This is a genomic window from Pseudomonas sp. GL-B-19, assembly GCF_019956415.1.
GTDB lineage: Bacteria > Pseudomonadota > Gammaproteobacteria > Pseudomonadales > Pseudomonadaceae > Aquipseudomonas.
Map to the genome: position 1 here is coordinate 119,047 of NZ_JAHBDK010000086.1, position 11,155 is coordinate 130,201.

At 58.1% G+C, this 11,155-nt stretch carries 13 protein-coding genes; 4 read left to right on the top strand and 9 right to left on the bottom strand.

Annotated elements, in window-relative coordinates; all coding sequences use genetic code 11:
- Positions 1-91: 91 nt before the first annotated feature.
- Complete coding sequence (gene pdxY / locus KGB06_RS27255; RefSeq protein ID WP_223521299.1) at positions 92-964, bottom strand: pyridoxal kinase PdxY; 873 nt, start codon at positions 962-964, stop codon at positions 92-94.
- 120 nt (positions 965-1,084) lie between these two features.
- Between pdxY and KGB06_RS27260 the strand changes: the two genes are divergently transcribed.
- Positions 1,085-1,498: a DUF3301 domain-containing protein gene (locus KGB06_RS27260; protein WP_046030812.1), complete on the top strand. Its 414-nt coding sequence runs from the start codon at positions 1,085-1,087 to the stop codon at positions 1,496-1,498.
- Here KGB06_RS27260 and KGB06_RS27265 read toward each other — a convergent pair.
- Positions 1,495-2,460 (bottom strand): CobW family GTP-binding protein, encoded by a 966-nt coding sequence (locus KGB06_RS27265; RefSeq protein ID WP_223521301.1) that lies wholly within the window; start codon positions 2,458-2,460, stop codon positions 1,495-1,497. The genes KGB06_RS27260 and KGB06_RS27265 overlap by 4 nt on opposite strands.
- 27 nt (positions 2,461-2,487) lie before the next feature.
- On the opposite strand from KGB06_RS27265, the gene KGB06_RS27270 reads away from it, so the two are divergent.
- The gene (locus KGB06_RS27270) at positions 2,488-2,844 is read left to right on the top strand and encodes an NADH:ubiquinone oxidoreductase (RefSeq protein WP_223521303.1); all 357 of its coding nucleotides are present in this window, start codon (positions 2,488-2,490) and stop codon (positions 2,842-2,844) included.
- Positions 2,845-2,848: 4 nt separating this feature from the next.
- On the opposite strand, the gene KGB06_RS27275 is transcribed toward KGB06_RS27270, so the two are convergent.
- Both KGB06_RS27275 and zigA read right to left on the bottom strand, forming a co-directional pair.
- Complete coding sequence (locus KGB06_RS27275) at positions 2,849-3,499, bottom strand: DUF1826 domain-containing protein (RefSeq protein ID WP_223521305.1); 651 nt, start codon at positions 3,497-3,499, stop codon at positions 2,849-2,851.
- Positions 3,499-4,707, bottom strand: coding sequence for a zinc metallochaperone GTPase ZigA (gene zigA, locus KGB06_RS27280; RefSeq protein ID WP_223521307.1), 1,209 nt, complete (start codon positions 4,705-4,707; stop codon positions 3,499-3,501). Before zigA ends, KGB06_RS27275 begins: the two co-directional genes overlap by 1 nt.
- A gap of 100 nt (positions 4,708-4,807) precedes the next feature.
- On the opposite strand from zigA, the gene folE2 reads away from it, so the two are divergent.
- A complete protein-coding gene (folE2, locus tag KGB06_RS27285) occupies positions 4,808-5,710 on the top strand; it encodes a GTP cyclohydrolase FolE2 (RefSeq protein WP_223521309.1) in 903 nt (300 codons plus the stop codon).
- A gap of 60 nt (positions 5,711-5,770) precedes the next feature.
- Here the strand turns inward: folE2 and KGB06_RS27290 are convergent, their stop codons facing one another.
- Positions 5,771-6,292, bottom strand: coding sequence for a DUF3617 domain-containing protein (locus KGB06_RS27290; protein ID WP_223521311.1), 522 nt, complete (start codon positions 6,290-6,292; stop codon positions 5,771-5,773).
- 132 nt (positions 6,293-6,424) lie between these two features.
- Here KGB06_RS27290 and cls point away from each other — a divergent pair, with 132 nt between their 5' ends.
- Positions 6,425-7,864 carry a cardiolipin synthase gene (cls, locus tag KGB06_RS27295; protein WP_223521313.1) on the top strand — a complete coding sequence of 480 codons (1,440 nt, stop codon included), beginning with the start codon at positions 6,425-6,427 and terminating at the stop codon, positions 7,862-7,864.
- Here the strand turns inward: cls and cfaB are convergent.
- From cfaB to KGB06_RS27315, 4 genes are all read right to left on the bottom strand, one after another.
- Positions 7,861-9,048 (bottom strand): C17 cyclopropane fatty acid synthase CfaB, encoded by a 1,188-nt coding sequence (gene cfaB / locus KGB06_RS27300; protein ID WP_223521315.1) that lies wholly within the window; start codon positions 9,046-9,048, stop codon positions 7,861-7,863. The genes cls and cfaB overlap by 4 nt on opposite strands.
- 89 nt (positions 9,049-9,137) lie before the next feature.
- A complete protein-coding gene (locus KGB06_RS27305; RefSeq protein WP_223521316.1) occupies positions 9,138-9,920 on the bottom strand; it encodes a DNA-binding domain-containing protein in 783 nt (260 codons plus the stop codon).
- Positions 9,911-10,756 carry a DUF692 domain-containing protein gene (locus KGB06_RS27310; RefSeq protein WP_223521318.1) on the bottom strand — a complete coding sequence of 282 codons (846 nt, stop codon included), beginning with the start codon at positions 10,754-10,756 and terminating at the stop codon, positions 9,911-9,913. Before KGB06_RS27310 ends, KGB06_RS27305 begins: the two co-directional genes overlap by 10 nt.
- A gap of 68 nt (positions 10,757-10,824) precedes the next feature.
- Positions 10,825-11,079, bottom strand: a complete 255-nt coding sequence (locus KGB06_RS27315) for a hypothetical protein (RefSeq protein ID WP_223521320.1) — start codon at positions 11,077-11,079, stop codon at positions 10,825-10,827.
- Positions 11,080-11,155 lie beyond the last annotated feature (76 nt).

Sequence of the window (11,155 nt, forward strand, 5' to 3'; positions counted from 1 at the left end):
CATCGCGAGCAGGCTCGCTCCCACAGTGAATTTGTGAGCGACACAGTTCAAGGGTGGGAGCGAGCCTGCTCGCGAATGGGTTCAACACGGATCAGAGACTGATCGCCGTCGCCTCAAACCGTACCCGCGGATGAGCAATCCGATCCTGCGCCCGCACCAGTTCCAGCTCATAGCTGGCGCAAGCTTGAGTCTCCAGCAGCACTTCATGCACCGCAGACGCTGTAAACTCGAACGCAGCGACCAGACTGTCGCCCAACAACACCCGCGCCAGGAACAGCCCGGACGTCAGGTCGCCCACGCCCACCGGCTGACGCGGAAACGCCAGCAGCGGGCGACGCAGATGCCAGCTGCCCTCGGCAGTCACCAGCAACATCTCGAAGCCATCCGCCGGTTTACCGGGATAGTCCAAATGCTTGACCAATACCGCCTTCGGCCCACGCGCCAACAGCGCTCGCGCCATGGCCAGGCAATCGAACAGTGACTGCGGTTTGCGTCCCGAGAAGCTGTCCAGTTCCAACTGGTTCGGGCACATGAAGTCAGCCACCGACGCCGCTTCTTCCAGCAGGAAGTCGCTGACTTCGGCCGGTACGCTACAGCCTTTCTCCGGATGGCCCATCACCGGGTCGCACAAATACAGTGCCTTGGGATTCATCGACTTGATGCGCGCCACGCCGGTCAGGATCGCCCGGCCCTGAGCAGCACTACCGAGGTAGCCGGACAGCACCGCATCGCAGTTGCCCAGCTCGCCAATCGCGGCAATGCCTTCGACCAACTCAGGGATCTGGTGGGGTGCCAGCACTTCACCCGTCCACTGGCCGTACTGGGTGTGGTTGGAGAACTGCACGGTGTTGAGCGGCCAGACATTCACCCCGACCCGCTGCATCGGGAAAACCGCGGCGCTGTTGCCAGCGTGGCCGAACACCACGTGGGACTGAATGGCGAGCAGATGGGGCGTGCGTTTCATGCGGTGAGTTTTCCGTAAAATCATTGAAATTCAAGCCGCTCAGTATGCGACGAAACGCAGCCTGTACGACAGACCGGCGACGCAGTTAAGCTGACACCATCTAGTTGGAGCAATCTGTTGATGCTGACCCTCGGAAATATCTTCGTGCTGATGCTGCTCGCCACCGGTGGCGCGTGGCTGTGGCACAACCACGGCTTACGCGAGCGCGCGCTGGAGCGGGTCAAACAGCATTGTGCCAAGCTCGGCATCGAGTTGCTGGACGGCAACGTCGCCCTGAAAAAGATCGCGTTCATCAAAGACGCCAACGGCCGGCGGCGCCTGGCCCGCGTGTACAACTTTGAATTCACCGTGACCGGTGAAACCCGCCACAACGGCACCATCACGCAATTCGGCGCCCACAGCGCGCAGATCGAACTGGCGCCCTACCCGATGCCGTTTGACGACACGCCTGTCGTAGTCGATGTAGCGAAGCCGCGCGCCGAGGTGATCGAGTTGAGCCAGTGGCGGCAAGAACACACCAAGTGGCGCCCTTAACCCGACCGACAGTCGGCCAGAACGCTTTGCAGTGATTCAACATCCTGCGGCTCACTGAAAATCAGCTCTATCCGCGAATCCTGGCGCCATTCGCTGGGCTTCCATTCCAGTTCCGAGTTATCCAACGCATTGGCCGAAACCCAACCGTCGACGCTGTGGATAACCAGCTTCGCCCGCCGCCAGGAAAGGCTTTCAAGCCATTGGCCAATGAGCGCCGCATCGAACGTCTGGCTCGGATGCCAACGCCAGCCGATGCTCCAGCCCCCCTCCTGCTCCTGACTCAAGCAAATCGGCAGCGCGGGATCGGTCCAGATGGCGGGCATCTGCGCCAGCCCCTTGGGCGCGACGAAGTTATCCACACCCGCTACAGCCCGTGCATGAAGCCCGGGCAAGTTGCTCAACGGCAACCGAGCTTGCTGCGTCCAATACAGAGGACCAGGAGGTAACCGCGCGGCGATTCGCTGGCGATCATCGAAGTCGAGGCCTTCCGCCTTGTTCAACACCAACAGGCCGCCGCTGTTCAACGCTTCCTGTTGCGCCTCAGGCAGCGGTTTGCCGGCAGCGAGCGCCTGGGCGTCCAGCACCAGTACGCAGGGTTGTACCGACAGTACACCGCCCCACGGAGCCTCCCTCAACTGTTCAAGCAACCGGACCGGATGTCCAAGGCCAGAGGGTTCTATGAACAACCGATCCGGCTTTGCCTTGCGCAGTAACCGCCCGAGCCCGATCTGAAACGGTGCCCCATTGACGCAACACAAACAGCCGCCGGCCACTTCGCCTAGTGCGATACCATCGGTATCCGAGGTCAGCAGCGCAGCGTCGAGGCCAATCTGACCGAATTCGTTGATCAGCACCGCCCAGCGCTCGCCGACCGGCCGCTGCGTCAACAGGTGCTTGATCAGGCTGGTTTTGCCTGCGCCCAAAGGGCCCGCAATGACGTGAGTGGGAATGTTCTGCAACATGGTCGGCATTTTCTGAGGAGGTAAAAGATGCGGTTGATGGGATTGTCGTTACTGCTGGCGCTGTGTTCCAGCGAGGTACTTGCCCAAGCTTGTGTGGTACATACCACATCCGCGCGATTGGACGTGAAAGTCTGCCAGCAGAACAGAAACATCCCGGAAAAACTCTTTACCGACGGCTTTTGCCAGCCCAATCTGGCCGGGCAAACAGTCGACGTGCAGTACGTCGACCAATGCCCAACCGGCGCATTCGGGGTGTGCAGCAACGCTCAAGTTGCCAATATGCCTTACCGGCAGGATATTCACTATTACGGCGTGGCCACCGATGCTGCCTATTTGAAGCCGTTTTGCGAAACACAGAGCCAAGGCAACTGGCTCAAGCCTTGAGGCGTTAGCCGAGCCAATCGAGGGTCAGGATCAAACGACGCTCGCCCGGTGCCGGTTGCGGCGAGCGGTGGATCAGGCCGAAACCTTCGTTACCATGCCATTTCTCGCCTTTGAACAGCGCCACTTCCCCGCTGGCGATTTGCTCGATCAGCGAATCTTGTACAGGTTCGGCCTCAGGCCTGCCCAGTTGGCGACGCTCCATAACGCCCTCTCGCAGCCACTGACTGCCGATGCCAGAATACGTCGTGATCAACCGCACCGGCACGTGATCGACGTGAAAACGCGGGCACATGGCCTTGTCCAGTACCCGTAGACGCAGGCCGATGCGCTTGGCGCCCAACAAACAGGCAAACGCGCTGACCAACCACGACACGTCGGCAATGAACCCCTCATACCCTTGTAGATCGCTGAAGCCTGAGGCCAGCCCCTGCAGATTGGGTTCGGCGTCATCGCTCGGCAACTCCAGGACCAACGACTCGGCTAGCGGTGCGTTCAGGGACAGCAGCAACTGACCAAAATCTACGATATGCACCGGGAGTTGGCGCTGCCAAATGGCGAGGTTTACGTCGTCATCGAGGATTCGGGCCAGCGTTTGCGGCGTTTCGCCTTGAACGGGATGAACCGCGGGACGCCGCTTCAGACTCGGCGCCAACATCAGGCGGCAGCCTCTTCGTGCCATGGGCCAAACGGGTCTGCCAGCAATCGCCAACCTTCGACACCCAAGGCCATTTCGGCATCCGTCAGCAGACAATCGTCGAGTTCGGCGCAGAGCTGTGCGAAGTCTATGTTCTGGCCGATGAACACCAACTCCTGGCGGCAGTCTCCGGTGGCGGTGGTCCAGTTCTCCATGATCCCGGCCGTGCTTTCTTCGTCCTGCGGCCACTGGGTTTTCGGCACGAAACGCCACCAGCGCCCAGCGAAACCATGGCGCATCAAACCTCCAGCCTGGGACCAGCTGCCGGCGTCCATGGGTTTGCTGGCCAGCCAGAAAAAACCTTTGGAGCGCAGTAGTTTTCCATTCACCCATGGGCGGTCGATAAAGCTGAAAAAGCGCTGTGGATGAAAGGGGCGACGGGCTCGGTAAGCAGTCGAGGCGATGCCGTATTCCTCGGTTTCCGGCACGTGCTCACCACGTAGTTCCTGCAACCAGCCTGGCGCCTGAGCGGCCTTTTCAAAGTCGAAGCGACCGGTGTTCAGGATTTTTTCCAGGGGTACTTCACCCATGACCATCGGGATGATGTCTGCCTTCGCGTTGAGGCGTTGAAGAATCGCGATCAGCTCCTGGCGCTCGCAGCTGCTGATCAAGTCGATCTTGCTGATCAGGATGACGTCGGCGAATTCGACCTGCTCAATCAACAGGTCAGTGATCGAGCGGTCGTCCTCCTCGCCCAGCGTTTCACCGCGTGAGCCGAGACTTTCGGCAGCCTGATAGTCGAGCAGGAAGTTCACGCCATCCACCACGGTGACCATGGTGTCGAGCCGCGCGATGTCGGCCAGGCTTTGCCCTTTTTCATCACGGAAGGTGAAGGTTTCCGCCACGGGCAGCGGTTCGGAGATGCCGGTGGATTCGATCAACAAGTAATCAAAGCGACCATCCCTGGCGAGTTTGCTGACTTCGTCGAGCAGGTCTTCGCGCAAGGTGCAGCAAATGCAGCCGTTGCTCATTTCGATGAGCTTTTCTTCTGCGCGGTTCAGGCTGACATCACGCTGGACTTCATTGCCATCGATGTTGATCTCACTCATATCGTTGACGATGACGGCGACCCGCAGGTTGTCGCGGTTACGCAATACGTAGTTAAGCAGCGTGCTTTTTCCGGCACCGAGAAAGCCCGACAGGACGGTCACCGGGAGACGATTGGGCATCAGGTATTCCTCACAGGGATGCCCGGTCGCAGAGTCGGGCCTGATTTGATGTTATAGTATAACAATACAATCAAGCCACCTCTTTACGATGGATCTGCCCATGAACGCGCTGACTCTGCCGGATATTGCTGCGCAAGCCTCTCGCCAAGCACTGCCACTCGACTGGGTGGGCATGTGCGGCATTGCTCTTCCTGTTTTATTCGATGGTCAGCGAATGAGTGCAAGGGCTGACGCTGGAGTGAGCCTCGATGAAGGAGAGGCACGCGGGATTCATATGTCACGGTTGTATCTGGCGCTGGAAATGCTCGAGCAGGAAAACCTGAGTCCCACTCTATTGCGACGAGTCTTGCAACGTTTTCTCGATACTCACCAGGGACTTTCCACCAGCGCGTACTTAAAAATCCACGGCGACTTACTGCTCAAACGGCCGGCGTTAATCAGCCCATTGGCCGGCTGGAAAACCTATCCAGTGAGCATCGAAGCGCGTCTGAAAAACGCGATGTTCCACGTGGAACTGAAAATCAACGTTGCTTATTCCTCGACATGCCCATGCTCAGCGGCACTGTCACGGCAGTTGATTCAGCAGAAATTCATCGATGACTTTGCCGCCACGTCACTGCAACACGCGGACGTTTTGGCATGGCTCGGTTCCACAAAAGGCATCATAGCGACGCCCCATAGTCAACGCAGCACCGCGCATTTGTGCTTGCGGCTGGACAATCATCGGGATGACCTGCCGCTGATTGCACTCATCAACGAGGCCGAAGCAGCACTCGGCACCGCCGTACAAACAGCGGTAAAGCGCGCCGATGAACAGGCATTCGCTTTGGCCAATGGTCAGAACCTGATGTTCTGCGAAGACGCTGCGCGACGTCTGAACGTTGCCTTGAAACGCTCCCCCGATATCAGCGCCTTCCACATTCGCGTGGTCCACGCTGAGAGCCTTCACGCTCACGATGCCGTCGCCGAAAGCCGGTGGAACTGGGAGGAGGCGTGTCAGTAGCTGAATCAAACCCGCCCCCACACGATCATGCAGGAAGCGGGTTTACGGCGAAGGAAGGTCTTAGGCTCTTGGCTTGACCGTTCCGCAATCCTGCCCCAGCCACACAGCGCGGCTTTCGAGACTGCCCTTTTGCTGGATGCCGGTGGCGTTGAAGGTGCCGTTGACCTTGGTCGTGAACTCACGGTCACTGAGGAACGTGGCCACACCGGCGCCTTGCGCTTTGGGACAGCTGAAACGGAATTTCCACTGGTTGCCGGTGCGGTCGGTGACTTCCTGCTTGCAGCCCGATTGCGGGTCCGTCAGTGGAATGTCGTCGGTCTGCACCTGCTCCGGCGTCAGGCATGCCCGAATTCCTTTGCCGCCCATGGTAATGCCCTGCTTCTCCAGTTGCGCGCGCTGTTCCGGGGTCATCTGGCTCTGCAACTGACCGAGGATCAGTTGTAAGTCCGGCAGGTTCTGGTCATCGACCTTCATGTTGCTTGTGGTCAATTCCCACAATCCGGGTTGCAGTTTCTGTGCATGAGCCGCCACAGGAAGTGACAAACCAATAGCCATGGCCAAACCCAGCAGACGAACGTTCATCGAGTAACTCCTGATCAGTAGTGGCCGTTAGACGCCAACCTTCGGTTTCGGTTCATGGGCCAATTAAATAGCGACATTTTGCACGGAACATGGTCTGTTAAGCACTGAATCTTCAGGAGCAGGGCTGCCCCCATGGATTACTTCGGACCACACATTTTCGGCTACACCATTGCACTGCTTCACTCGCTGGGCACAATCGCGGCCATTCACGCCGTGCTCAACGTACGTACCGCTCAGGGATCGATCGCCTGGGCGCTTTCGTTGGTGTTTATGCCCTACCTCACACTCATTCCGTATCTGATCTTCGGCAGCAGTACCTTTGATGGTTACATCAAGGCTCGGCGCCAGGCCAACGAAGAGATGCGCAAAGCCGTCTCCGAACTCAACTGGCGTCCATGGTTCGAGGAGGCACTGACCGCTCGTGCGTCCAATGCTTACGCGTCGTTGCGGGCGATGCCCAAGCTTGGCCGAATGCCGTGCCTGGCGAACAACGAAGTGCACTTATTGATCAATGGCCATGCCACGTTTGATTCGATTTTCGAAGCCATCAGCAACGCTAAGGTAGCGGTGTTGATTCAGTTTTTCATCATCCACGATGATCGTCTGGGCCAACGCCTGCACAATCTGCTGCTGAAAAAAGCCGCCGAAGGCGTCGCGGTTTACCTGCTTTACGACCGCATTGGCAGCCACGCCCTGCCCAAAAGTTACGTGCAACCGTTACGCGATGCCGGCGTTGAAGTCAAAGCGTTCGCCACCCGCAGTGGCTGGCTCAACCGCTTCCAGGTCAACTTCCGCAACCATCGCAAGATCGTAGTGGTCGATGGAGTGCTGGGCTTCGTGGGCGGACATAACGTGGGCGACGAATACATGGGCGAGAAACCACCGCTGGCGCCGTGGCGAGACACACATGTTCGAGTACGCGGTCCGGTGGTGGCCTGTATGCAGGAGTCGTTTGCCGAAGACTGGTTTTGGGCTGCGCGGTCATTGCCGCCATTGATCCTGCCGGACGTGTATCCCGACGACGGCGTGCTTTGCCAATTTTTGGCGAGCGGCCCGGCGGATTCCTACGAAACCTGTTCGTTGTTCTTCGTCGAAGCCATCCATGCCGCGACTGAGCGAGTGTGGATCACCACCCCCTATTTCATCCCCGACGAAGCGGTATTTGCGGCACTCAGGTTGGCAGTGTTGCGGGGTGTAGATGTGCGACTGTTGCTGCCTTCTCGTCCAGACCACCGCATCGTCTACGCCGCCTCCAGCCTGTACGCCTTCGAAGCCGTAAGCGCCGGTGTTCGAGTATTCCGTTATCAACCCGGTTTCCTGCACCAGAAAGTGGTGTTGATCGACAGTGAAATCAGCGCCATCGGCAGTGCCAACATGGACAACCGATCGTTCCGGCTCAACTTCGAAGTGATGTTGTTGACGGTCGACAGCGTGTTTGCCGCGCAGGTGGAACAGATGCTCAACGATGACTTCGCTCAGGCGCATGAAATCGCCAAAGACGAAGGCCGGGAGACCCGCCGCGTGCAGCAATTCGGCATGCGGGTCGCCCGGCTTATTTCACCGATTCTTTAAGGGTTGTAGATGTCGTCGCGCGTCCATGGCAGCTCATGGCTGCCATCAGGATGGGCTTTAACCGCGAGGATCTGGTGCAAGTTGATCCAGCCCCTGGCAAATGCATAAGCGCATCCCGCCAGGTACAGCCGCCAGATCCGCAAGGTTTGCTCCGGGACTTGCCTGGACGCCGCTTCCAGATTGTCTTCCAGGCGTTCGCTCCAGTGATCCAGGGTACGCGCGTAATGCAGGCGCAGGCTTTCGACATCGACGATCTCCAGCCCCACGTCACTGATTTCAGCAGCGATCATCGAGAGGTGCGGCAGCTCGCCGTTGGGGAACACATATTGCCCAATGAAGTAGCCGGCACCGCGCCCCACCGGCCGGCCGTCAATGTGTTTGGCGGTGATCCCGTGGTTCATTACCAGACCGCCCTCTTTCACCGCGCCGAACAAGGTTTTGCAGTACTCCGCCAAATTGGCGTGGCCCACGTGTTCGAACATGCCGACACTGACCACTTTGTCGAAGCGCCCGTCCTGAGGCAGGTCGCGGTAGTCGAGCAGTTGCAATTCGACCAGATCTTCCAGACCTTCCTCTTTCACGCGTTCGCGTGCCAGATCGAGTTGCGCTTTGCTGAGCGTAATGCCAAACACCTTCGCGCCGAACTCCCGCGCTGCATACCGCGCCAGCCCGCCCCAGCCGCAACCGACATCCAGTAAGTATTCGCCAGGCTGTAACCGCAACTTGCGACACAAGTGGCGGAATTTGGCCTGCTGGGCCTGCTCCAGAGTTTCACTACCGGTCTCGAAATACGCGCAGGAATACGCCATGTCGCTGTCGAGCCACAGCTGATAGAACGCGTTGGAAAGGTCGTAATGGTAGGAAATGGCCTTCGCGTCGGTTTCCTTGTCGTGGGCGGTACGAACGGGTTGATCGTCGTCGTTCTCGTCCAACATCGCCTGGCTCCATTCATCGCAGACGCGGATGACGTCGCTGATGGAACCTTCCAGCTCAAGTTTGCCCTCGACAAACGCCGCTCCGAGCGCGTCCAGGCTTGGATGGGTGAACTGGGTAACCATTTGTGGATCCTTGACCACAATCGTGACGCTGGGCGTCGGTCCCAGATTGAATTCATGGCCGTCCCAGAGTCGCAGGCGTAACGGTAACTGCAGATTCTGTAAGGCCGGTGGAAGGTGCGCGAGCATGGACAATCCCCTTGTTTCAGACGTCTGATGTGAGGGTAGACCATCTCTGAAAATTAGCTGGCTATCCAATTACTAGCCGTTTTCTATAATCAGCGAATCTGCAACCAGCCATCGTGAATCCACTGCTTAAGCCAGGTTACAGCTTGAAGTGGTGCGCCCTCTCCATAGATGACTGTCAATTCAGAGCACAGTTCAGCAAAATTCCAGTCCCGCTCAAACATGCCTTTTAGAGCGTTGGCCTCTAGAGGCTCCAGGCTCCGATACTGGCAAACAAGATCATTTCGACAAATCACCACCACGTGGGGATCGTCGAGCGCCGTACTGCCGGGAAACGTAGTTTCATCCTTTACCGATCGCCAAATCGCCACACTGTTGAAGGCACACTCCTGCCATTGCAGTGATGGACTGGGGCTGACTTGCAGCGTCGGCCAGTCTTGCGGTGCCAAAATCACCATGTCCTGCATCGTCAACGGCGTTCCTGGATGCGCATCGAATGCCAGCGTGAAAGCCCATTCAAACGCCGCCAGTTCGGCCAATGGCGCACTTTGCTCAGGCACCAAATGTTGGCGAATGAACGCCTCGAACCCATTGCCGAGCCAACGAAGGCTGTAATGAGCCGAGGGATTCTGACGCAAATAAGCTGCGGCGAGCTGTTCGAACTCGTCGTCACCCAGCCAGTTCAGGATCGCCGGATAGTCGCCGCGCAACACTTCCTGAAGCCGCGCTTGATAAGCATTGTGATAAATCGCCAGCCCGGTGCTGACACCCAGCGTCGGGCCGCCGATCAGGCTTGAACCGAGCGCGATATCAGCCGTCGAAGACTCTCCCAACAGGTAACATTCAAAGGCCAGTTGCCAATCGTTCAGGCGCATTTCTGTCTCCGGGCCAACACGCCCTCGCCCAGCTCCCGGGCTGTTTGCAGTTCAGTGAGCAATTCTTCAAAAGGCGGGAAATGGTCATCGCGCTCCAGCAACGTGGCGACCGGGCCGAGGTAGTCGAGGGTTCGTTGGTAAAGCGCCCAGACCGGATCGCTGACGGGATGGTCATGGGTGTCGATGACGTAATCGCCGTAATCGCTGTGGCCCGCCAAGTGAAGTTGGCGAATCTTGTTCGCTGGCAATCCTTGAATGAATGTCCACGGATCGAAGCCATGATTGCGTGAGCTGACATAGACGTTATTCACGTCCAGCAACAACTCGCAATCGCTCAGCCGACTCAGTGCTTCAAGAAATTCCCACTCGCTGAAATCATCGCCAGCGCTACGCACATAGCTGGAGACATTCTCCAACACCAGTGGACGCTGCAAAAAGTCTTGCACCTGACGCACTCGGTCCGCGACGTAATGAAGGCTTTCTTCGGTGTACGGTAATGGCAGCAAATCATGAAGCTGATGGGCGTTGCCGCGGCTCCAGCACAAGTGATCGGAAATCCACGCCGGTTTTACTCGATCAGCCAACAGTCTGAGTTGTTGCAGATAGCCCGAATCCAGCGCATGAGGCCCACCGATGGACAACGACACGCCATGCATCACCAGCGGATAACGCTCGGCGATGGCGTCAAGGTAGTAAAGGGCTTTGCCGCCCTGCACCATAAAATTTTCGGAGACGATTTCGAACCAGTCCACGGCCGGCGACTGATCAAGAATTTGTTGGTAGTAAGCACTGCGTAAACCCAGGCCGTAGCCCAGACACGGAAGGGATGCAGACATTTGCGGACTCCTCGCAAAATGGCCGCAGTGGCAAGGGGGAAACCACCGCGGCGCCAAGCGGTGGTCGGTTATGCGCCGACCTTGCCACCGGCGTTCATGCATTCGGTCTGAGTCATCGCCTTGAAACCGTGACCTTTGCAAACCCCCTGCCCCTTACAGGCGTTTTCTGCGGTTTTGCAATCGTTCATGCCTTTGCACGAGGTCACGCCGTAGCAGTGAACCTGAGCTGCGTCGGCGGCCTGAGCCTGAGTGGCAACACCGGCAAACAGGGTGGCAGCGGCGAAAGCGAGAGCGGCACCAGAAGTAGCGGATTTGAAATTCATTTTTGTATCCTCGGTTATCGTCAGGGTTGTCGGCTGGAATGTTGTTCAGTCCCGACACAGCACTAGAGAGCACTGC

Bases quoted from the DNA above. Each gene is read 5' to 3' on its own strand.
- pdxY (WP_223521299.1), bottom strand. From the start codon at position 964: ATGAAACGCACGCCCCATCTGCTCGCCATTCAGTCCCACGTGGTGTTC.
- KGB06_RS27260 (WP_046030812.1), top strand. From the start codon at position 1,085: ATGCTGACCCTCGGAAATATCTTCGTGCTGATGCTGCTCGCCACCGGT.
- KGB06_RS27265 (WP_223521301.1), bottom strand. From the start codon at position 2,460: ATGTTGCAGAACATTCCCACTCACGTCATTGCGGGCCCTTTGGGCGCA.
- KGB06_RS27270 (WP_223521303.1), top strand. From the start codon at position 2,488: ATGCGGTTGATGGGATTGTCGTTACTGCTGGCGCTGTGTTCCAGCGAG.
- KGB06_RS27275 (WP_223521305.1), bottom strand. From the start codon at position 3,499: ATGTTGGCGCCGAGTCTGAAGCGGCGTCCCGCGGTTCATCCCGTTCAA.
- zigA (WP_223521307.1), bottom strand. From the start codon at position 4,707: ATGCCCAATCGTCTCCCGGTGACCGTCCTGTCGGGCTTTCTCGGTGCC.
- folE2 (WP_223521309.1), top strand. From the start codon at position 4,808: ATGAACGCGCTGACTCTGCCGGATATTGCTGCGCAAGCCTCTCGCCAA.
- KGB06_RS27290 (WP_223521311.1), bottom strand. From the start codon at position 6,292: ATGAACGTTCGTCTGCTGGGTTTGGCCATGGCTATTGGTTTGTCACTT.
- cls (WP_223521313.1), top strand. From the start codon at position 6,425: ATGGATTACTTCGGACCACACATTTTCGGCTACACCATTGCACTGCTT.
- cfaB (WP_223521315.1), bottom strand. From the start codon at position 9,048: ATGCTCGCGCACCTTCCACCGGCCTTACAGAATCTGCAGTTACCGTTA.
- KGB06_RS27305 (WP_223521316.1), bottom strand. From the start codon at position 9,920: ATGCGCCTGAACGATTGGCAACTGGCCTTTGAATGTTACCTGTTGGGA.
- KGB06_RS27310 (WP_223521318.1), bottom strand. From the start codon at position 10,756: ATGTCTGCATCCCTTCCGTGTCTGGGCTACGGCCTGGGTTTACGCAGT.
- KGB06_RS27315 (WP_223521320.1), bottom strand. From the start codon at position 11,079: ATGAATTTCAAATCCGCTACTTCTGGTGCCGCTCTCGCTTTCGCCGCT.